The organism is Pseudomonas sp. FDAARGOS_380 (assembly GCF_002591235.1).
Lineage (GTDB): Bacteria > Pseudomonadota > Gammaproteobacteria > Pseudomonadales > Pseudomonadaceae > Aquipseudomonas > Aquipseudomonas salmasensis.
The window spans coordinates 6,035,865-6,057,774 of the sequence record NZ_CP023969.1; the positions used below are offsets into that span (position 1 = coordinate 6,035,865).

The window sequence follows — 21,910 nt, forward strand, 5'->3', positions numbered from 1 at the left end:
CATGGCCGATCAGTCACGGATGACCCTCTTGGTTTCACGGTTTTGGCGCCGTGGCCTGCTGCTCGCGTGCCTGTTGCTGGCGGCGCCGGCGTGGAGCGCCAACATCCTGCTGACGGCCGCCGAAGACAGCGCCGGCGTGCGCGCCTTTACCCAGGCCCTTGCCCAGCAGCGCCCCGACGACCAGGTCAGCTTCACCCCCCTCAACGCGTTGCCGGCGCCCAGGGACTTGCCTGCCAGCACCCGCCTGATCCTCCTTGACCTGCCCGGCCTGGACTGGCGACTGCAGGATGAACAAGGGCCGCCCACCCTAGTATTGCGCATCAGCCGCCTGCAGGCCCGGCAACGCCTGGGCAACACCCATCCGGCGAAAATCAGCCTGCTCTGGAGCGACCCGCCGCTGGACCGTCAGTTGCGCCTGATCGCCCATATCCTGCCCCAGGCACAGCGGGTTGGCGTGCTTTACGAAGCTGGCAGCGAGTTCCTGCTGCGCGAACTGACTCAATCCGCCAAGCCCATGGGCCTGGAAATCGTGCCCCAGCTCTGGGAGAACACCAGTGACAGCCGGCCGCTGCAAAACCTGTTCAAGAACAGCGACGTGCTACTGGGCCTCGACGACCCGAACCTGTACAACCCCAAAACCGTGAAAAACCTGTTGCTGAGCAGTTATGCCCAACAACTGCCGTTGGTAGGGCCCAATGCCGGGTTTGTGCGGGCCGGCAGCCTGGCCAGCACCTACAGCGATCAGGCCGACTGGCTCGCCGTGCTGAATCACCTGCTGGACCAGCCGCCGGCCAATTGGCCGCACACGCTCTACCCGCAACACTTCAAAGTCGTGGGCAACCCGCAAGTCGCACGCTCACTGGGCATCGAACAGGTCGATGAAGTCGCCGTTGCCGCCCGCCTGGCAGAAGGAGAAAAACGCCCATGACCTTGCGCCGTCGTTGGGATATCAACACCCGCACCCAGCTCATTACCCTGGGCCCCGCGCTGCTGTTGACCCTGCTGCTCATCACCTTCTTCACCTTCGTGCGCATCCAGGATTTGCGCCAGGAGCTGGACCACACCGGTCAATTGATCGCCAACCAGTTGGCGCCTGCCACTGAGTACGGCGTGATTTCCGGCAACAACGATGTGCTTGAAACCCTGCTGCGCGCGACCTTGGCCACCCCCCATGTGCGCTTCCTCGAGATCCAGGACAGCGCCGAGAACATCCTGGTGTACGTGGAGCAGCCGTCCGAGCGACATGATCGCTCGCTGTCGGTGAAGGTGTTCCAGGCACCGATCCGCCTGCAACACATCCAGCTCAACAATGACTTTTTCCAGGACAACCTCAACGAACCCAAAGCTCCGCGCGCGGACTACCTGGGTCGGGTGATCGTGGGTATGTCCAACGATGCGTTCAGCCAGCGCCAGCAGGAAATCCTGTTCAAAGCCGGGATCCTGGCGCTGTTCGCCCTGCTGTTTACCTTCCTGCTCGCGCGACGCTTGTCGGCGAGCCTGTCAAAGCCGATCAGCGCCATGGGGCATGCGGTCAAGGCCATCCAGCAAGGCGACTACAAAACGCCACTGCCGATCGTCGATGACTCGGAATTGGGCGACCTTTCGCGGCATATCAACAACCTGGCCGAGGGCCTTCAACAGGCCAGTCGCGAACAGCAGCAAGCCATGGCCCAGCTGATCCAGACCCGTGAAGAAGCCGAGCGGGCGAACAACGCCAAGTCGGATTTCCTGGCGATGATGAGCCATGAACTGCGCACGCCCATGAATGGCGTACTGGGCATGCTGCAACTGTTGGAAACCACCGAGATGACCGAGGAGCAGACCGAGTATGCGGCGCTGGCGTCCGAGTCCACCGAGCATTTGCTCAAGGTGATCAATGACATCCTTGATTTCTCGCGCATAGAACGCGCCGCTCTGGAACTGGAACATATTGCGTTCAATCTCGCCGACCTTATCAACAGCTGCGCCCAGGCTTTCCAGCACAGCGCCCAGCAGCGTGGGCTGAGCCTGGAACTGCCGATTCCCATGGGCATGGAGGCCCTGCGGGTGCGCGGCGATCCGACACGGATCCGCCAGATCCTGGTGAACCTGATCGGCAACGCACTCAAATTTACCGAACGTGGCAGCGTGACCGTCGAGCCCCACTGGCAAACCCTGGACCATGAGCTGGTGTGGTTCACCTGCACCGTGCGCGACAGCGGCATTGGTATTTCCACTGAACGCCTAGAATTGATGTTCGATGCATTCCAGCAGGCCGACAGCTCGATTTCCAGGCGTTACGGTGGGACAGGCCTGGGCCTGCCGATTGCGCGCACCCTGGCCGAGCGCATGGGCGGTACCTTGCGCGCCCAGAGCGAAGAAGGTCGAGGCTCGGTGTTCACCCTGGAAATTCCGCTGGCCATCGATCAGCAGCATGTGCCGGTGGCCGCGCCTGACGCGCTCGGCAAAGCCAGCGCCGGCGACGGGCGCCACGTGCTGCTGGTGGAAGACAACCCGGTCAACCGCACCGTGGTCGAAGCCATGCTGCGCAGCCTGGGCTTTGAAGTCAGCCTGGCCACGGACGGCGCCGAGGCGATCCGCAGTGCCGAGAGCCTGATTTTCACCGCCATCCTGATGGACTGCCGCCTGCCCTTGATCGACGGCTACGAAGCCACGCGGCAGATTCGCCAACTGCCCGGCTGCGCCGACCTGCCGATCATCGCCCTGACCGCCAACGCCTTGCAGGGCGACCGCGAAGCCTGCCTGGCAGCCGGAATGAACGATTACCTGGCCAAGCCGTTCAAACGCACGGATTTGCAGCAAATCCTGCAGCGCTGGGTGCAATAGCGCCGCGCCATCAGCCAACTGCGACTGGCGTGAAAGACGAAAGTGCGGCAGTCTTAGGCACCCGAACGGGCCGATAAACAGGCCCGGTTTAAAATTTCAGTGAACAAGTGTACATTCAGTGCCTTGCCGCTGTGACTTTCACTACAACGCAATAGTCTATGTGTAGGCTGCCGCTATGAGGCATGAACGCTTCATTCGGTTCGGGAAGATTTGCCCTACCCTGCCGCATGGGATTATTGAGGAGCTCGCATGACCAAACAAAACGCCTTTACTCGGGAAGACCTGCTGCGCTGCAGTCGCGGTGAGCTGTTCGGCCCAGGTAACGCGCAACTGCCCGCCCCGAACATGCTGATGGTGGATCGCATCACCCATATCAGCGAAGAGGGTGGCAAGTACGGCAAAGGTGAATTGGTCGCCGAGCTGGATATCACCCCTGACCTGTGGTTCTTCGCTTGCCACTTCGAAGGTGACCCTGTGATGCCAGGCTGCCTGGGCCTTGACGCCATGTGGCAGCTGGTCGGTTTCTACCTGGGCTGGCAAGGCCTGCCGGGCCGCGGTCGCGCCCTGGGTTCGGGCGAAGTGAAGTTCTTTGGCCAGGTACTGCCGAGCGCCAAGAAAGTCACCTATAACATTCAAATCAAGCGCGTCCTCAAGGGCAAGCTGAACCTGGCCATCGCCGACGGTTCGGTGACTGTCGACGGTCGCGAGATCTATACTGCCGAAGGCCTTCGGGTCGGCGTATTCACTTCCACTGACAACTTTTAAGGGTTATCCGCATGCGCCGCGTCGTTATCACTGGTCTGGGCATCGTTTCTTGCCTGGGCAATGACAAAGAGACCGTCACCGCTAACCTGCGTGCAAGTCGCCCTGGCATCCGCTTCAACCCGGAATATGCCGAAATGGGTCTGCGTAGCCAGGTTTCCGGCTCCATTGACCTGCCCCTCGAAGAACTGATCGATCGCAAGATCTATCGCTTCGTCGGCCACGCTGCCGCCTACGCCTACCTGGCCATGAAAGACGCAATCGCCGACTCCGGCCTGAGCGAAGACCAGGTTTCGAACGTACGCACCGGCCTGATCGCCGGCTCCGGCGGCGCATCGACCCTCAACCAGATGGAAGCGCTGGACATCCTGCGCGAAAAAGGCGTGAAGCGCGTCGGCCCGTACCGTGTCACGCGGACCATGGGCAGCACCGTTTCCGCCTGCCTGGCCACACCCTTCCAGATCAAGGGCGTGAACTACTCGATCTCCTCCGCGTGCGCCACCAGCGCCCACTGCATCGGGACTGCCGTTGAGCAGATCCAACTGGGCAAGCAGGACATCGTGTTCGCCGGCGGCGGTGAAGAAGAGCATTGGAGCCAGTCGTTCCTGTTCGACGCCATGGGTGCATTGTCCACCCAGTACAACGAAACCCCGGAAAAAGCCTCCCGCGCCTACGACGCCAAGCGTGACGGTTTCGTCATCGCCGGCGGTGGCGGCATGGTCGTGGTCGAAGAGCTGGAACACGCCCTGGCCCGTGGCGCCAAGATCTACGCGGAAATCGTTGGCTACGGCGCGACGTCCGACGGCTACGACATGGTTGCGCCAAGCGGTGAAGGCGCCATCCGCTGCATGCAGATGGCAATGTCCACCGTCGACACCCCAATCGATTACCTGAACACCCACGGCACCTCGACCCCGGTCGGCGATGCCAAGGAAATGGAAGGCGTGCGTGCGGTATTCGGCGACAAGGCTCCGAAGATCAGCTCCACCAAGAGCCTGTCGGGTCACTCCCTGGGCGCCGCTGGCGTTCACGAAGCGATCTACTGCCTGCTGATGATGGAAGGCAACTTCATGGCCGGCTCGGCCAACATCGACGAGATTGATCCGGTTGTGGCTGATATGCCGATCCTGACCAAGACCGTTGAAAACGCCAAGATCGACACCGTGATGAGCAACAGCTTTGGCTTTGGTGGCACCAATGCCACCCTGGTACTGAAGCGCTGGCAGGGCAAGTAAGCCCCGCAGGTTGATCACATGAAAAAGCCCCGACTGGTTCGGGGCTTTTTTTTGCGCGTTGATTTGAAACCGCGTCGCCTTCATCGCAGGCAAGCCAGCTCCCACCTTTGAATTGTGAATACCGTCAAATGTGGGGGCTTGCCTGGGAATAGCATAGGTATCTACACAACTCTGTAGCGCTCAACGGTAACCACGATGCGAAGCGAGTCGCTCTTGATCTGCTTTTGATCTTGATCTTAAGCGCCCCGTCAAACCACGCTGGCCGGAATTCGACAGGGATTTGGGGGGTAAACCGGCAGGGATGCCGGTTTAGCCGCCCCGCGCCATGGATGGCGCGTGGCGGCGGCGCCCCAAATCACTGGCGGATTACGGGCACACCGAGCCTAAGCGAGGTGCCGAGTGGTGGGGCGAGGACCTTTTGGTTACTTTTGGGTCCTTCCAAAAGTGACCCGCCGTCAGGGCGGAACCCTAAGCGGCCGTTACCGCAACAATGGATATGTACACAATCCAACTGCGTTGACTGCTAGGCCGCCTTCGCGAGCAAGCCCGCTCCCACAGTTGGATCGTGGGGTGTCAGGTGGATAGGTGTCGGCCGTCAGACCGTCACGGGAGCAAGCTCCCCTCGCCACAGGTTCGGCGTCATCCCGAAGTTGTGTGGATACCTATGCTGCGAATGGGCCAACCCGCCCCCCAGCCCTACACCGAAAACCGCGCCACCATCGAATTCAGATCCACCGCCAACCGCGACAGCTCCTGGCTCGCCGCACTGGTCTGGTTGGCCCCGGTCGATGTCTGGTGCGCCAGGTCGCGGATATTCATCAGGTTGCGATCCACCTCTCGGGCCACCGCCGCCTGCTCCTCCGAGGCACTGGCAATCACCAGGTTGCGTTCGTTGATCAAGGTAAACGCCGAGGCAATTTCTTCCAGGGCCATGCCCGCCGATTTGGCGATGTCCAACGTGGACCGCGCCCGCGTGTTGCTCTGCTGCATCGAGCTAACGGCCAGGTCGGTGCCCTGCTGAATGCCGCTGATCATCTGTTCGATTTCCTGGGTCGACTGTTGCGTGCGATGGGCCAAGGCCCGCACCTCATCGGCCACCACCGCAAACCCGCGCCCGGCATCCCCGGCTCGCGCCGCTTCAATTGCCGCGTTCAGGGCCAGCAAGTTTGTTTGCTCGGCAATCGAGCGAATCACGTCCAGCACTGTGCTGATGCCATAGACCTTTTGCGCCAACTCCTCGACCTGGGTCACATTGGCGGTCACATCGGTCGCCAGGGCTTCAATCGACACCACCGTCTGCTGCACCTGTTCACGCCCTTGCTGGGCAATCCGGTCGGATTCGCGAGATGCCTGGGAAGTGGCCACGGCATTGCTCGCCACCTCCTCCACCGCCACCGTCATCTGATTGACTGCCGTGGCCGCCTGTTCGATTTCCTGGTTCTGCTGGTGCAAACCACGGGTCGCATCCTCAGTGACGCAACTGAGCTCTTCAGACGCGGACGCCAATTGGTTCGACGATTCAGATATGCGCCGGATAGTGTCGCGCAAACTCTCCTGCATGCGCTTGAGCGCCTGCTGCAAGCGCGCCGGCTCGTCGCTGCCACTGAGCCTGATCTCGCCGGTCAAGTCGCCACTGGCAACGCCCTGGGCCACTTTCAATGACTGCGCCAGCGGCAGCACGATGCTGCGCGTGAGCCACACCGCCAGGCCGATCGTGATCAACGCTGTGATGCCAATCATGACCATCACCCAAACCCGCGACTGGCTGAACACCTGCTGTGCCAGCCGGGCGGCCTCGTTGGCGCTGGACTTGTTCAGATTGACCAGCTCACGCAGGGTGACAGCCATTTGGTCGGCCATCTGATTCATTTCGCCATTAACCACCGCAATGGCCTCCTCCAGCCGATTGGCCTTGGATAGGCCCACCACCAGCTCCTGGCGTTGCAGGTACTGCTGCTGCTCGACCTTGAAGCGATCAAACAGCACGCGCTCCTCAGGCAAGACAATCAACGCCTCGTACACGCCTTCAGCGTGGTGCAAATCGGTTTTGATCTCGGCGATTTTCTGCTCGTTCTGCGCCACCGCCTGGGGGTCGCGGTTGACCAGCAAGCGCAACGTCAGGGCCCGAATGCGCAACACATCCTGGTTCATCTCCCCTACCGCCATCACGCTGGGCAGCCAGTTGGTCTCCACCTGGTCCGACTGCTGGCGCATATTGGCCATCTGCAACAGGGCGAAGCCGCCCAAGACGAACACCATCAACGCCAGCACACCAAAGCCCAGGCCGGCGCGAGGGGCGATATTCAAACTGCGGATATTCATGCCAGGGTTCCTTCCAAAAGTACTGCATCCACCTGCAGCAGGTCTCTTGGACGTTATCGGCACCTCAGGTCATTGGCATAAGACCAAAACGCGATATCAACGCGCGTCACCATCGCGAGGCGGCTTGGGCAGGATGGCCAGGAAATTGTCGCGCGCGACCTTGTGGGCAACGTCTTCGGGCAACGCATCGAGGAAAGTATCGAAGCGGCGCATTTCCTTGCCCAACTTATTGAAGCGCCCCACCACGTCGGAGCCGAGCATGAAGCGATCCGGGAAGCGCTCCACCAGCTTTACCCACTCAGGCCGAGGGTTACCCGCCTCATCCAGCAGATACGGCGTGAGCATGCTCCAGGACAAGTCGATATACAGGTTGGGATACGCCTCAAGCAGACGATTCAAGGTGGGCAGCAAAAAATCCATTTGCACCTGATGACGGTGGATTTCCTTGCTGGTACCGGCATGGGCCCAGATAAAACGCGTGTGCGGGTGGTTGCGTAACGGCTGCTCGACTTCCGCCAGGTACAGCGGGTTGCGCTCACGTTTGGAGGTGATGTTGGAATGCAGCATCACCGGCAGATCGTTTTCGGCTGCCAGGTGGTAGATGCGCGTCATGGCTTCGTTATTGGCGCGCGGCGTATCACCCGAGGTAAGGGCGGTAAGGTCATCGTGGCGGGTGAACACTTCCCCAATGCCTTGCCACAGCCCTGGGTTGAGGTCGAGCATGCGCTGGATATGGGCCGCAGAGTTCTTGTCGTTGGGATTGAAGCCGGCCAGGAAGGGATGAAAGTGCTGGCGTTGCGCGGGGGAAAGTTTATTGACCGCCGCCGCGACGATCACATCCGTGGCGCTGTACCAATAGGCATCGGCGTCGTCACCGGCGTAGTAGCGCGGGCGCTTGGGTTCATCTTCGTGCCATTTCTTGGCCACGGGAATCCCGGAAATCATGACGTGCTTTACGCGGTTGTCCGCCATGGCCTTGAGCAGCTTGTCCATGCCGGCAGTTTCCTGGAAAAAGTCCACGTAATGCAGGTGCGCGTCGCTGTAGGCATAGTCACGGGCCTGCGCGGCAAGGCTGCTGGCGGCGAGCAACAAGGCGAGACTCAGGCGGGCTCCAAACACGGTAAAACCTCAATAAGGGCGGATACGGGTAGACCTTGCGCCAGCCTTGCGGGTTCAGCATGGAAAAAACCGGAACACTGGAGTGCCAGCATGCTCTATAACTGCATGACCTTCATCCTGCGCCCTTACGAGGTTTGCCATGCCTGTTACCGTCAATACGCTCAACGCTGAAAACTTCCGTCACAGCGTGAATATCAATAATCACGAACTGTTTACCGACCTGCCCAAGAGCCTGGGCGGTGACGATTCGGCCCCCTCCCCTCACGATTATTTCGATGCTGCGCTGGCGTCGTGCAAAGCCTTGACCGTAAGGCTCTACGCGCAGAAAAAAGATATCCCGCTGACCGGCGTGACTGTGGAGGTCACCCACGACAGCACTGAGGAACAGAAGGGTAAATACAAGCTCAACGTCAAGCTGACCCTCAAGGGCGTACTCACCGACGCCCAGCGCGATGAACTGCATCGGGTGGCCGATAAGTGCCCGGTACACAAGCTGATGACCACCGCCGAAGTCACTATCGAGACGAAATTGTCGGAAGGCGCCTTCAGCCAATAGCCCCAACTTCCCACCGAGCGGGTTATGCTTCATCGCATCCAACCCGCTCAGACTGGGATGCCCATGACCACCCTCACCGTAATTCGCCCTCGCCCCGAAGATGTAGAAGGCCAGCCCATCCTGCGCCCCCTGCCCTCGCGTGAATGCCGTAGCGTCGGGCCCTTTGTGTTTTTCGACCATATGCTGCCGAACCGCTACGCGCCGGGTACCGGCATGAATATCCGCCAGCATCCCCACATTGGCCTGTCCACTCTCACCTACCTGTTTGAAGGCGCCTTGCAGCATAAGGACAGCCTGGGCTCGGACCAGGTGGTGCAAGCCGGCGATGTCAGCTGGATGACCGCCGGCAGTGCGATTGCCCACGTTGAGCGCACACCGCAAGCGGTCAAGGCCAGGGGTTTCAACCTGCATGGCCTGCAGGTGTGGCTGGCCTCGCCCAAGGACCACGAGACCGGGCCGGGACACTACAGCCATCACCCCGCGGCGAGCTTGCCGGTGAGCGATAACCTCGGTGTGCAAATCCGCTTGATCGCCGGTGATGGTTTTTGCCTCAGATCCCCGGTGCCGGTGCTGTCGCCGACGCTGTATGCCGAGGTACAGATGCAAACCGCCACGACCCTGCTGATTGCCGATGAGCATGAGGAACGTGCGGTGTATGTGCTTGAGGGTGAGGTGCAGTTGGATGGTGAAGCGCTGGAGGTGAACAGTTTGGTGGTATTGCCGACTGGGCAGGAGATGACCCTGTATGCCGAGAGTGATTGCCACCTGATGGTATTTGGCGGGGCGCCGTTGGATGGGCCACGGCGGATCAACTGGAATTTTGTGGCGAGTGATCCGGCGGTGATCGAGCAGGCGAGACAGCGCTGGGCGGCTGGGGATTGGCCCACTGTGCCGGGGGAGTCAGAAAGAATCGAGTTGCCTGTTAAATAACATTCGCGAGCAAGCCCGCTCCCACATTTCGACCTGTGAACGCAGTCAAATGTGGGAGCGGGCCTGCTCGCGAAAAGGCCGCAACAGGCGCCGAAGCATCAACCCGTGAACACTTCATCCAACAAGTTATGCATCGCCTGGAACGCCCGAGCAGCGGTCTTCGCGTCGTACATCATCTTGCCTGGCACATTGGCATGGGGGTCGGTGAAGGAATGCACTGCGCCGCCGTAGCTGAGCAACTGCCAATCCACACCCGCCGCGTTCATTTCATCTTCGAACGCCGGCAGTTGCTCTTTGGGCACCAACGGGTCCGCGGCGCCATGCAGCACCAGCACTGAACCCTTGATGTTCTTCGCGTCCGCCGGGTTCGGCGTATCCAGCGTGCCGTGGAACGACACAGCGGCCTTCAACGGCGCACCGGTACGGGCCAGTTCCAGGGAGCAGCAACCGCCAAAGCAGAAGCCGAAGGTGGCCAGTTTCGACGTGTCCACTGCTGCTTCAGTCTGGCCTTGCAGTTGCTCGAAGGCCGCTTGCATGCGTTTGTTCAGCAGCGGGCGATCATTCTTCAACGGCATCATCGCCGCACCGGCCTCATCGCCATTTGAAGGCCGTACGTTTTGCCCGTAGAGGTCGGCAATCAACACCACGTAGCCTTTGCCAGCAACGGCCTTGGCGATCTCTTCGGCCCCTGCACTCACGCCCATCCAGTTCGGCGCCATCAGCAAACCCGGAAGCGGGCCTTTGTGGCTGGCATCGAACGCCAGACGGCTTTCATAAGACTGGCCATCAATCTGATAGACCACGGAACGTACAGTGACTTGGCTCATGATTCACTCCAGTTGAGGTACACGCAGAAACGGTAATGCGACTGTAGGAGCGAGCTTGCTCGCGAAAAACTTCAGGGCACCGCGTTGATTCAGGATGTACGCGTTATCGTTGACGTTTTTCGCGAGCAAGCTCGCTCCTACAAATGAAAAAACCCGCCGAAGCGGGTTTTTCTACATCGGTGTTAAACCGACAATTCAACCAACAGCTTGTTCAGTCGGCGCACATACGCGGCCGGGTCCTTCAAGCTGTCGCCGGCTGCCAGGGCGGCCTGGTCGAAGAGGATGTGCGACAGGTCGCCAAACCGCTCTTCGCTCTGCTCGCCATCGAGTTTCTCGATCAGCGGGTGAGACGGGTTGAATTCGAAGATCGGCTTGGAGTCCGGCACTTTCTGCCCGCTGGCCTCGAGGATCTGACGCATCTGCAAGCCCAGGTCTTGCTCGCCGATAGCCAGGATCGCCGGGGAGTCGGTCAGGCGGTGGGAAACCCGCACTTCACTGACCGCGTCGCCCAGGGAAGCCTTGATGCGCTCAACCAGGCCCTCTTTGGACTTGGCGACTTCTTCGGCTTCTTTCTTCTCTTCTTCGGAGTCCAGGTTACCCAGGTCCAGGTCACCACGGGCCACGTCGACAAAGGTTTTGCCGTCGAACTCGGTGAGGTAGCTCATCAGCCACTCATCGATACGGTCGGTCAGCAGTAGCACTTCGATGCCTTTCTTGCGGAAGACTTCCAGGTGCGGGCTGTTCTTGACCTGAGCGTAGGTTTCGCCGGTCAGGTAGTAGATCTTGTCCTGACCTTCCTTGGCGCGCGCCAGGTAGTCAGCCAGGGACACAACCTGCTCGCCGTCTTCGCCCTGAGTCGAAGCAAAACGCAGCAAGCCGGCGATTTTTTCCTTGTTGGCAAAATCTTCCGCCGGGCCTTCTTTCATGACCTGGCCGAAGTTTTTCCAGAAGCTCTTGTATTGCTCAGGCTCGTTCTTCGCCAGTTTTTCCAGCATGTCGAGTACACGCTTGGTCAGCGCCGACTTCATTGAGTCGATGATCGGGTCTTTCTGCAGGATTTCCCGCGACACGTTCAGCGACAGGTCGTTGGAGTCGACCACACCTTTGATAAAGCGCAGGTACAGCGGCAGGAAGGATTCCGCCTGGTCCATCACGAACACACGCTGCACGTAGAGCTTCAGGCCTTTTGGCGCTTCACGCTGGTACAGGTCGAACGGAGCACGGGCCGGTACGTAGAGCAGCGAGCTGTATTCGAGCTTGCCTTCAACCTTGTTGTGGCTCCAGCTCAGCGGGTTCTCGTAATCGTGGCCGATGTGCTTGTAGAACTCCTGGTATTCCTCGTCCTTGATCTCGGTACGCGGACGGGTCCACAGGGCGCTGGCGCGGTTGACGGTCTCCCATTCCACCGCCGGGGCTTCTTCGCCTTCGGCAACGGTCTGTTCCTTGGGCAACTCGATCGGCAACGCGATGTGGTCGGAGTACTTCTTGATGATGTTGCGCAGGCGCCAGCCATCGGCGAATTCGTCTTCACCGGCTTTCAGGTGCAGCACGATGCGGGTGCCGCGGTCAGCCTTGTCGATAGTGGCGATTTCAAATTCGCCCTCGCCCTTGGAAGCCCAGTGCACGCCTTCGCTGGCGTCGAGGCCGGCGCGGCGGCTGAAGACTTCAACCTTGTCGGCGACGATGAAGGCCGAATAGAAGCCCACGCCGAACTGGCCGATCAGGTGAGAGTCTTTTTTCTGGTCGCCCGACAGGTTCTTCATGAAATCTGCGGTGCCGGATTTGGCGATGGTCCCCAGGTGGGTGATCGCATCGTCACGGCTCATGCCGATACCGTTGTCTTCGAGAGTGACGGTCTTGGCGTCTTTGTCGTAGCTCACACGGATCTTCAGTTCCGCGCCGCCTTCCAGCAACTCAGGCTTGGACAGGGCTTCGAAACGTAATTTGTCGACAGCGTCAGAGGCGTTCGAGATCAATTCGCGAAGGAAAATTTCCTTGTTGGAATACAGCGAATGGATCATGAGGTGCAGCAGTTGCTTCACCTCGGTCTGGAAGCCCAGGGTTTCCTTTTGAGTTTCCACACTCATGGTCATCAAACTCCAATTGGATGGCAGTGGCCGCGCCCGAAAGGGTTGGCGGCGGGTTGTCATCAAAGTTGGGGGCTCAGGCCAGGATTTCAAGGGCGGGCCAATTCCTCAATTTTGAAATGTGCCCGGGCGGTGGCAATCGGCTCGGCCGGGGTGCTCTGCCAGGCGGTAATCGCCACGTTAGCCACGCGCCGGCCCTGGCGCCACACCTGGCACTTGGCGTAGGTGTCCCGAAACTGGCCGGCACGCAGGTAATCCAGGGAGAAGTCGATGATCTTCGGCAGGCCCGGAGCGCCCGTAAACACCATCAGATGCAGGGCGGCGGCCAACTCCATGAAGCCGGCGATCACCCCGCCATGCAACGCCGGCAATATGGGGTTACCAATATTGTCCTTGTTGGCCGGCAGGCGAAACAGCAACTCATCCCCCAGACGGGTGCATTCGATGCCGATCAACCTGGCATAGGGCACCAACTCGAGCAGCGCGTCATAGTCGCCACGATCAAGGGCTTGCTCCAGGCGGGTCTTGAACCGATGCGTCATGCCTGCTCTCCCTTGATGACCGTGCCCAAGCCTTGGGTGCCTTTGAGGCGCTTGCCCATGCGCATGAACGTACCCACCACATGGGCAATAGGTTGTTGCGGGTCATCCTGATAGGCAACGCCACGGGTGAAGATCACGTCGGTGGTCACCCGGTAACATTGCGCGAAGCCATAGACCGGCTTGTGGGGTTCGGCGGGATGCATGTAGTCGATGCGCAGGTCCAGGGTGGGGCACACTTCGAATTCGGGCAATACGCACAGGGTCGCCATGCCGCAGGCGGTGTCCATCAACGAGGTGAGCGCGCCGCCATGGATCACCCCGCTCAGGGGGTCACCGACGATATGCGGCCCATACGGCAGTACGAGGGTCATGCCCTCCTCGCTGGCTTGATGAACACTCACACCCAGCACCTGGCAATGGCGCAGGGCCGAAACGAAGCGCACGGCACGCTCTAACAAAGGGTTTTCGGTCATTGTTTTTAGACTCTTATTAGTGTGAATTCAGCGGACGGGAATGACTGGGTAAAGTTCCTGTACGAAACATGCTATATATCTGTGGGACATAAGGAACTAATGCTGGCCCCTTGGGTTCGAAAGGCCAGTAGATATCTTCAATAAGGAGAAACACCCCATGCGTAAGACATTAGCTATTTCCATGATGCTGGCCGCTGCTCTCGGTCTGGCTGCCTGCGACAAGAAATCCGAAGACAAAGCCCAAGACGCTGCTGCACATTCTGAGCAAGCTCAGCAAGATATGGCTAAAGCACAGGATAAAGTGAACGACGCTGCGAAAGAAAACGCCGAAGCTGCCAAAGCTCAGGCCGAATCGAACGAAGCGGCTGCAAAAGAAGCTGCACCTGCCGCACCAGCAGAACCTGCCAAGCAGTAATCGCAGGGTTTAAAGCTGTATTGCAGCAAAAAGAAAGCCCGCTGACTAAGCGGGCTTTTCTTTGTCTGGGATTTGCTGCCAGCGCTACGATGCGCCCTCTTTTACTGCGTCGACTGCCGGCATATCGGTTGGCGTATACACCATCACCTGCAATACATCCGAATGGAACTCGCGGCGGTACAGCACCAACACCACCCCGCTGCTCATCAACATGAACAACCAGGGGCTGACAAACCAGGCCAGCATGGTCATGCCGAAGTAATAAGCACGCAGGCCAAAGTTGAACTGGTTGGCCGCCATCGAAATCACTCGAGCCGCCCGCAAAGCAAATGCCTTGCGCTCCTGCTCCGACACATGCCGCTCACCAATCATGGGCGCCGAACCCACTAGCACTGCCGCGAAGTTGTACTGGCGCATGCACCAACTGAAGGTAAAAAAGGCGTAAACGAACACCAATGCCAGGCACAGCAATTTGATCTCCGACATGCCCTGGGATGCCTGCTGCACCATGGGAATATCTGCCAGCAGTGACACTGCGCGTTCCGAAGCCCCCAGCACCGTGAGGATACCGGCGAGGATGATCAAGGTGCTGGAGGCAAAGAACGAGGCATTGCGCTCCAGGTTACCGATCACACTGGCGTCGGCGATACGGTTGTCGCGCAGCAGCATGCGGCGCATCCAGTCTTCACGGTACAGGTGCAACACACTGGCCAGGCACGCCGTGTCCCGGGCTTTCCAAGTGGCGTAACGGGTGTAGCCGCCCCAGCAGATAACAAACCAGAGTGCTGCAAGCAGATGAGCTTGATTGATTTCGACAAACGACATGTAGGTCCTTGTACAGGGTAGCCATGGTGAAAACGCGGACAAACTGTGGGAGCGGGCTTGCTCGCGAATACGGTGTGCCAGCTGCATATTAGTTTGCTGACACACCGCATTCGCGAGCAAGCCCGCTCCCACATTACCGGTTCACAAGTTTAGAAATATGTAATGTCATACGCAAAAAAAATGCCCCGTATCGTTTGATACGGGGCATTTCAGTACAGCACGAACCGCGTGTTACGCGATGGCTTCGCTGCGCTTGCCCAGCATACGGTCAATCACCACCGCCGCCACCAGCGTCATCACCGATGGCACCAGCCACGCCAAGCCTTGTTCGCTCAACGGCAGGTTTACCAACTGCGTTGGCATCCAACCCGCCAGGCCCGCACCCTTGAGTGCGTCGATGCAGCCAAAGATGAACGACACCAGCATCACCGGGCCGACAATACGGCCCTGTTCCTGCCAGAACCCTTTGCAGAAGCTCAGGGCCACCAACACGATGCACGGCGGGTAGATCGCGGTCAGCACCGGGATCGAGAAGGCAATCAGTTTGGTCAGGCCCAGGTTGGACACAAACAGCGAGAACAGCGCCAGGATCACCACCAGGGTCTTGTAGGACAGTGGCAGGATCTTGCTGAAGTACTCGGCGCAGGCGCAGGTCAGGCCCACGGCAGTCACCAGGCATGCCAGGGAAATCAGCACGGCGAGGAAACCACTGCCCAGGGAGCCGAACGTGTATTGCACGTAGGCGTGCAGTACTGCCGCGCCATTACTGGCACCCGCGGCCACGGCATGGCTGCCCGAACCCAGGCGGAACAGGCTGACGTACACCAGCGCCAGGCCCACGCCGGCAATCAGCCCGGCAATGATCGCGTAGCGGGTGATCAGCTTGGGCGACTCGACGCCACGGGAGCGGATCGCGTTGACGATCACGATGCCGAACACCAGGGCGCCCAGGGTATCCATGGTCAGGTAACCATTGATAAAGCCTTGGGAGAACGGCGCGGCCACGTATTCCGGCGTGGCAACCCCCACCTCACCCGCAGGCAAGGCAAACGCAGCGATACCGAGAATGGCCAGGGCGATGATCTTCAGCGGCGCCAGGAAACGGCCCACGGTGTCCAGCAGTCGACCCGGGTACAGTGAGACAAAGAACACCACCAAAAAATACACCGAGCTGTAGAGGAACAGCGCCAACGGGCTTTCACCGGTCAAGGGCGCCAGGCCTACTTCAAACGACACGGTTGCGGTGCGCGGGGTCGCAAACAGCGGGCCCACGGCCAGGTAGGCCGCTGCCGCCAGCAGGCCACCGGCGATCTTGCCAATCGGGCTGCTCAGCGCATCCATGCCACCACCGACCTTGGCCAGGGCGATCACCGTGACCACCGGCAAACCGACTGCGGTGATCAGAAAGCCCAGCGCCGCCATCCACACATGCGGCCCGGACTGCAAACCAACGATAGGCGGGAAGATGATGTTGCCGGCGCCCACGAACAGGGCAAAGGTCATAAAGCCCAGCGCCAGGATATCCTGGCTTTTCAACACTTTCATTTGAGGAAATACCACACTACTGAATCGGAATTTAGAGAGGGCTTCCCTATGGATGAGGGAAATGCTGCCGGCCCTTGTGGGGACCGACCGGTCTAGCGCGCAGCTTCCTTTTGGGACGCGGACGCATAAAGAGGCGGCTAGAGTACAGAATTAGCCTGACAAACGCACTGTTGCGGGGCGGACTGTCCGATAAGCGACATTTGAATGTCGCGTTTTCATACTTAATTTGCCCATACAGTTTTTTTGTAGGAGCGAGCTTGCTCGCGAAAAACTCACAGGCGCCGCGCTCATTCAGGAAGCACGCGTTATCGTTGAGGTTTTTCGCGAGCGAGCTCGCTCCTACAGAGGGCAATATTCGCATACCCAGAATGCACAAAGGCCACCCGAAGGTGGCCTTTGTGTGGTGAAGCGTCAGCTAAGCGCGAGGCTTACTTGACAGCCCAACCGGTCAGCTCGGCCAGGGCCTTGCCGATGTCTGCCAGCGAACGCACGGTTTTAACACCTGCGTCTTGCAGTGCAGCGAATTTCTCGTCTGCAGTGCCTTTGCCGCCAGAGATGATTGCGCCAGCATGGCCCATGCGCTTGCCCGCAGGGGCAGTCACACCAGCGATGTAGGAAACAACCGGCTTGGTCACGTGTGCCTTGATGTAGGCAGCCGCTTCTTCTTCAGCCGAACCGCCGATCTCACCGATCATTACGATCGCTTCGGTCTTCGGGTCTTCCTGGAACAGCTTCAGGATGTCGATGAAGTTGGAGCCTGGGATCGGGTCACCGCCGATGCCGACGCAAGTCGACTGACCGAAACCGGCGTCAGTGGTCTGCTTCACAGCTTCGTAGGTCAGGGTGCCGGAACGGGAAACGATACCGACTTTACCTGGCAAGTGAATGTGACCTGGCATGATGCCGATCTTGCATTCGCCTGGGGTGATCACGCCTGGGCAGTTAGGGCCGATCAGGACTACGCCCAGCTCGTCGCACTTAACTTTAGCGTCCAGCATGTCCAGGGTAGGAATGCCTTCGGTGATGCAGACGATCAGCTTGATGCCGCCGAATGCCGCTTCCAGGATCGAGTCCTTGCAGAAAGGAGCTGGAACGTAGATCACGCTGGCGGTGGCGCCAGTGGTTTCTACGGCTTCTTTCACGGTGTTGAACACGGGCAGGCCCAGGTGCTCGGTGCCGCCTTTGCCAGGCGTTACGCCGCCAACCATCTGGGTGCCGTACTCGATGGCTTGCTGGGTGTGGAAACTACCTTGCGAACCGGTAATACCCTGGCAGATAACTTTGGTGTCTTTATTGATCAGGACGCTCATTACTTGCCCTCCGCAGCTTTGACAACTTGTTGAGCAGCGTCGGTCAGGCTGGTAGCCGCGATGATGTTCAAACCGCTTTCTGCCAGTACTTTAGCGCCCAGTTCAGCGTTGTTACCTTCAAGGCGAACAACAACCGGGATTTTAACGCCGACTTCTTTCACTGCACCGATGATGCCTTCGGCAATCATGTCGCAACGAACGATGCCGCCGAAGATGTTGACCAGTACTGCAGCGACGTTGGAGTCGGACAGGATGATCTTGAACGCTTCGGTAACGCGTTCCTTGGTAGCGCCACCACCTACGTCGAGGAAGTTGGCTGGCTTGCCGCCATGCAGGTTGACGATGTCCATGGTACCCATGGCCAGGCCAGCACCGTTGACCATGCAGCCGATGTTACCTTCCAGGGCTACGTAGTTCAGTTCGAACTTGGCAGCGTGCGCTTCGCGCGGATCGTCTTGCGACGGATCGTGGAAAGTCTTCAGCTTAGGCTGACGGTACATGGCGTTGGCGTCGATGTTGATCTTGGCATCGAGGCAGTGCAGATCGCCGTCAGCCTTGATCACCAGCGGGTTCACTTCCAGCAGGGCCAGATCGTGATCCTGGAACAGTTTGGCCAGACCAACGAAGATCTTGGCGAACTGGGCAACTTGCTTGCCTTCCAGACCCAGCTGGAAAGCCAGTTCGCGACCCTGGAATGGCTGTGCGCCAACCAGTGGATCGATAGTGGCCTTCAGAATTTTTTCTGGGGTTTCGTGAGCGATTTTCTCGATGTCCACGCCACCTTCGGTGGAAGCCATGAACACGATGCGACGGCTCGAACGGTCAACGACAGCGCCCAGGTACAGCTCTTTAGCGATATCAGTGCACGATTCAACCAGGATCTTGGTGACTGGTTGGCCATTGGCATCAGTCTGGTAAGTCACCAGACGCTTGCCCAGCCACTGCTGTGCGAAGGCCTTGGCGTCTTCTTTGCTGCGAACCAGCTTGACGCCGCCCGCTTTACCGCGACCACCGGCGTGGACCTGGGCTTTGACAACCCACTCGCTGCCGCCGATTTTGTCGCAAGCTTCTGCTGCTGCTTCCGGGGTGTCTACTGCGTAGCCCTTGGAAACTGGCAGGCCGTATTCAGCGAACAGCTGCTTACCCTGATACTCGTGAAGATTCATGCTTTTTACCGTCTTCGTTAGGTACTGCGCATTCGGCGCTGCGCTCATTATGAGTGCCGCGCCACCTGTGACTGCTGCTTGCGCAACTTGCGGGGCTTATGGCCCGTAAAGCTGCGCAAGGCTGCGTCCAGCGGATATTCCGCGGTGAGTCTTGCGCGCAAGGCTCACGACGGGCAACTCCGCCGTGGTTTCTTATTATCTCGCTTAGCGCTTCTTGCGGTTGGCGATGTGGATGGCGCCGCCATTCACTGCCAACGCGGCTTCGTGCAACGCTTCGGACAGGGTCGGATGGGAGAAAACCATCATGCCCAGGTCCTCGGCACTGGTGCCGAATTCCATGCCGATTGCGCCTTGCTGAACCAGTTCTGCAGCGCTTGGGCCAATCACGTGGACGCCCAATACGCGGTCAGTCTTGGCATCAGCGATGACTTTGACAAAACCACCGGTGTCGTTAGCTGCCATGGCACGGCCAGAAGCGGCAAACGGGAAGGTGCCGACGTTAACTTCAACGCCTTCAGCTTTCAACTGCTGTTCGTTCTTGCCGACCCATGCAATTTCCGGGTGGGTGTAGATAACCGATGGGATCAGGTCGTAGTTCATCTGGGTCTTGTGACCCTTGATGCGCTCAACGACCATGATGCCCTCTTCGGAAGCCTTGTGGGCCAGCATCATGCCACGAACCACGTCGCCAATGGCATAGACGCCAGGCACGGTGGTGGCGCAATGATCGTCAACGTGGATGAAACCACGCTCGTCGATGTTCACGCCGCTGTCGGAAGCCAGCAGGTCGTTGGTCACTGGGCGGCGGCCCACGGCGACGATCAGCTTATCGAAGGTGATGGTCTGCTCGCCGTCTTTATCGGTGTAGGTCACTACGACTTCTTCGCCGTTGACCTTGGAACCGGTAACACGGGCGCCGAGCTTGATGTCCAGACCTTGTTTGGTCAGGGTTTTCAGCGCTTCCTTGGACACCGCGGTGTCGGCAGCCAGCAGGAACGTATCCAGGGCTTCCAGCACGGTGACTTCAGCGCCCAGACGCGACCATACCGAACCCAGCTCCAGACCGATTACGCCAGCGCCGATCACGCCCAGGCGCTTAGGTACGGCTTGGAATTCCAGGGCGCCGGTCGAATCAACGATCACGTTGTTATCGACAGGTGCAGGCGGAATGTCGATTGGACGCGAACCTGGGGCCAGGATCACGTTTTCGGCTTCGATGACTTCAACCGAACCGTCTGGCTTGGTGACTTCAACTTTCTTGCCAGCCAGCAGCTTGCCGTGGCCTTGAATCGACGTAACGCCGTTGGCCTTGAACAAGGTGGCAACGCCGGAAGTCAGGCCTTTGACGATGTTGGCTTTACGGCCGACCATTGCTGGCACGTCCATGGTCACGCCAGCATGGTTGATGCCGTGGATCGCGAAGCCGTCTTGGGCTTCGTGGAATTTCCAGGAGCTGTCCAGCAGCGCCTTGGACGGAATGCAACCTACGTTCAGGCAAGTACCGCCCAGCGCCAGTTTGCCTTCCTTGTCGGTGTATTTTTCGATGCAAGCAGTGGACAGGCCCAGTTGCGCGGCCTTGATGGCGGCAACATAGCCGCCAGGGCCTGCACCAATCACTACAACGTCAAATTTCTGTGTCATGAAAATAGATCCTCTATTTGCGACAAGCTTCTAGCCACACGTTGCAAGCCAAGCTGCTTTTTCCTACAGCTTGTAGCTCGCAACGTGCAACTGCTTCTATCAGATGTCCAGGAGCAGGCGAGCCGGGTCTTCCAGCAGGTTCTTGATGGTCACCAGGAACGTCACGGCTTCTTTACCGTCGATCAGGCGGTGATCGTAAGACAGTGCCAGGTACATCATTGGGCGGATCACAACCTGGCCGTTGATGGCCATCGGACGCTGGATGATGTTGTGCATGCCCAGGATCGCGGCTTGCGGTGGGTTGACGATCGGCGTCGACATCATCGAACCGAAGGTACCACCGTTGGTGATGGTGAAGGTACCGCCGGTCATCTCGTCGATGGTCAGCTTGCCGTCACGGGCTTTCTTGCCGAAGCCGGCGATGCCGCCTTCGATTTCGGCCAGGCTCATCAGCTCGGCGTTACGCAGTACTGGAACCACCAGGCCACGATCGCTGGAGACGGCAACGCCGATATCCGAGTAGCCGTGGTAAACGATGTCGCCGCCGTCGATGGAAGCGTTGACTGCCGGGAAGCGCTTCAGCGCTTCGGTGGCCGCTTTCACGAAGAACGACATGAAGCCCAGGCGCACGCCGTTGTGGGACTTCTCGAACAGGTCCTTGTACTTCGAACGCAGGGCCATGACTTCGGTCATGTCGACTTCGTTGAAGGTGGTCAGCATCGCCATGTTCGACTGTGCTTCAACCAGGCGCTTGGCCACGGTGGCACGTACGCGAGTCATCGGTACGCGCTTCTCGGTGCGGTCGCCCGCAGCAAACACAGGCGCAGCGGCAGCAGGCGCTGCAGCCTTGGCAGGTGCGGCAGCCGGAGCGTTCTTCTTGGCTTCAACGGCGGCAACCACGTCTTCCTTGGTCACGCGGCCATCTTTGCCAGTGCCCTTGATGGAAGCCAGGTTGATGCCGTTTTCTTCAGCCAGTTGACGCGCAGCCGGTGCAGCGATTGGGTCTTCGCCACCCGCAGCCGGTGCAGCAGGGGCAGAAGCAGCCGGTGCAGCGGCGGCAGGAGCAGGAGCGGCAGCAGCGCTGCCCTCTTCGATCGAACCCAGTACCTGGTTCGACAGAACGGTAGCGCCCTCTTCAGCAACGATCGCGCCCAGCACGCCGTCAGCTTCGGCCAACACTTCCAGAACGACTTTGTCGGTCTCGATGTCGACGATCAGGTCGTCACGCTTGACGGCCTCGCCTGGTTTCTTGTGCCAGGTGGCAACGGTGCCATCGGCAACCGATTCCGGGAATGACGGGGCTTTGATTTCGATAGCCATTATCTGTAG

Annotated in this window: 19 protein-coding genes; 7 read left to right on the forward strand and 12 right to left on the reverse strand. The window is 59.4% G+C overall.

The features are described 5' to 3' along the window. The first annotated feature begins 1 nt into the window (after nt 1). The 4 genes from CRN80_RS28035 to fabB all read left to right on the forward strand — a co-directional run bounded on the left by CRN80_RS28035 (nt 2) and on the right by fabB (nt 4,823). Nucleotides 2-928: an ABC transporter substrate-binding protein gene (locus CRN80_RS28035; RefSeq protein WP_098952234.1), complete on the forward strand. Its 927-nt coding sequence runs from the start codon at nt 2-4 to the stop codon at nt 926-928. Continuing rightward, nucleotides 925-2,826 (forward strand): ATP-binding protein, encoded by a 1,902-nt coding sequence (locus CRN80_RS28040; RefSeq protein WP_098952236.1) that lies wholly within the window; start codon nt 925-927, stop codon nt 2,824-2,826. The genes CRN80_RS28035 and CRN80_RS28040 overlap by 4 nt, the downstream gene beginning before the upstream one ends. A gap of 249 nt (nt 2,827-3,075) precedes the next feature. Further along, nucleotides 3,076-3,591 carry a 3-hydroxyacyl-[acyl-carrier-protein] dehydratase FabA gene (gene fabA / locus CRN80_RS28045; RefSeq protein WP_003190035.1) on the forward strand — a complete coding sequence of 172 codons (516 nt, stop codon included), beginning with the start codon at nt 3,076-3,078 and terminating at the stop codon, nt 3,589-3,591. A gap of 11 nt (nt 3,592-3,602) precedes the next feature. Beyond that, on the forward strand, nt 3,603-4,823 hold the full coding sequence (gene fabB / locus CRN80_RS28050) for a beta-ketoacyl-ACP synthase I (RefSeq protein WP_003190033.1): 1,221 nt from the start codon (nt 3,603-3,605) through the stop codon (nt 4,821-4,823). A 696-nt stretch (nt 4,824-5,519) separates the two neighbouring features. Here the strand turns inward: fabB and CRN80_RS28060 are convergent. After that, a complete protein-coding gene (locus CRN80_RS28060; RefSeq protein ID WP_098952238.1) occupies nt 5,520-7,145 on the reverse strand; it encodes a methyl-accepting chemotaxis protein in 1,626 nt (541 codons plus the stop codon). Between the two features lie 96 nt (nt 7,146-7,241). Continuing rightward, a complete protein-coding gene (locus CRN80_RS28065; protein ID WP_098952240.1) occupies nt 7,242-8,264 on the reverse strand; it encodes an amidohydrolase family protein in 1,023 nt (340 codons plus the stop codon). A gap of 139 nt (nt 8,265-8,403) precedes the next feature. Between CRN80_RS28065 and CRN80_RS28070 the strand changes: the two genes are divergently transcribed. Further along, nucleotides 8,404-8,820: an OsmC family protein gene (locus tag CRN80_RS28070; RefSeq protein ID WP_003190027.1), complete on the forward strand. Its 417-nt coding sequence runs from the start codon at nt 8,404-8,406 to the stop codon at nt 8,818-8,820. 63 nt (nt 8,821-8,883) lie between these two features. Next, complete coding sequence (locus CRN80_RS28075; protein WP_098952241.1) at nt 8,884-9,750, forward strand: pirin family protein; 867 nt, start codon at nt 8,884-8,886, stop codon at nt 9,748-9,750. Nucleotides 9,751-9,848: 98 nt separating this feature from the next. Here the strand turns inward: CRN80_RS28075 and CRN80_RS28080 are convergent, their stop codons facing one another. From CRN80_RS28080 to CRN80_RS28095, 4 genes are all read right to left on the reverse strand, one after another. Then, complete coding sequence (locus tag CRN80_RS28080; RefSeq protein ID WP_032892628.1) at nt 9,849-10,577, reverse strand: dienelactone hydrolase family protein; 729 nt, start codon at nt 10,575-10,577, stop codon at nt 9,849-9,851. 182 nt (nt 10,578-10,759) lie between these two features. Further along, complete coding sequence (gene htpG, locus CRN80_RS28085) at nt 10,760-12,664, reverse strand: molecular chaperone HtpG (RefSeq protein WP_044273084.1); 1,905 nt, start codon at nt 12,662-12,664, stop codon at nt 10,760-10,762. A gap of 89 nt (nt 12,665-12,753) precedes the next feature. Further along, a complete protein-coding gene (locus CRN80_RS28090; RefSeq protein ID WP_098952243.1) occupies nt 12,754-13,206 on the reverse strand; it encodes a PaaI family thioesterase in 453 nt (150 codons plus the stop codon). Beyond that, on the reverse strand, nt 13,203-13,679 hold the full coding sequence (locus CRN80_RS28095) for a PaaI family thioesterase (RefSeq protein WP_032892630.1): 477 nt from the start codon (nt 13,677-13,679) through the stop codon (nt 13,203-13,205). The genes CRN80_RS28090 and CRN80_RS28095 overlap by 4 nt, the downstream gene beginning before the upstream one ends. Before the next feature lie 157 nt (nt 13,680-13,836). Here CRN80_RS28095 and CRN80_RS28100 point away from each other — a divergent pair, with 157 nt between their 5' ends. Beyond that, entirely contained in the window at nt 13,837-14,094 is a 258-nt protein-coding gene (locus CRN80_RS28100; protein WP_003190018.1) for a hypothetical protein, read from the forward strand. Nucleotides 14,095-14,178: 84 nt separating this feature from the next. Here the strand turns inward: CRN80_RS28100 and CRN80_RS28105 are convergent, their stop codons facing one another. The 6 genes from CRN80_RS28105 to odhB form a co-directional block, all read right to left on the reverse strand. Then, nucleotides 14,179-14,919 (reverse strand): DUF599 domain-containing protein, encoded by a 741-nt coding sequence (locus CRN80_RS28105; protein ID WP_098952245.1) that lies wholly within the window; start codon nt 14,917-14,919, stop codon nt 14,179-14,181. A 231-nt stretch (nt 14,920-15,150) separates the two neighbouring features. Continuing rightward, entirely contained in the window at nt 15,151-16,464 is a 1,314-nt protein-coding gene (brnQ, locus tag CRN80_RS28110; RefSeq protein WP_047710425.1) for a branched-chain amino acid transport system II carrier protein, read from the reverse strand. 428 nt (nt 16,465-16,892) lie between these two features. Then, nucleotides 16,893-17,774, reverse strand: a complete 882-nt coding sequence (gene sucD / locus CRN80_RS28115; protein WP_005786582.1) for a succinate--CoA ligase subunit alpha — start codon at nt 17,772-17,774, stop codon at nt 16,893-16,895. Further along, complete coding sequence (gene sucC, locus CRN80_RS28120) at nt 17,774-18,940, reverse strand: ADP-forming succinate--CoA ligase subunit beta (RefSeq protein WP_003190011.1); 1,167 nt, start codon at nt 18,938-18,940, stop codon at nt 17,774-17,776. The genes sucD and sucC overlap by 1 nt, the downstream gene beginning before the upstream one ends. A gap of 204 nt (nt 18,941-19,144) precedes the next feature. Beyond that, nucleotides 19,145-20,581, reverse strand: coding sequence for a dihydrolipoyl dehydrogenase (gene lpdA, locus CRN80_RS28125; RefSeq protein ID WP_003190010.1), 1,437 nt, complete (start codon nt 20,579-20,581; stop codon nt 19,145-19,147). A 99-nt stretch (nt 20,582-20,680) separates the two neighbouring features. After that, on the reverse strand, nt 20,681-21,901 hold the full coding sequence (gene odhB / locus CRN80_RS28130) for a 2-oxoglutarate dehydrogenase complex dihydrolipoyllysine-residue succinyltransferase (protein WP_003190009.1): 1,221 nt from the start codon (nt 21,899-21,901) through the stop codon (nt 20,681-20,683). Nucleotides 21,902-21,910: the final 9 nt, after the last annotated feature.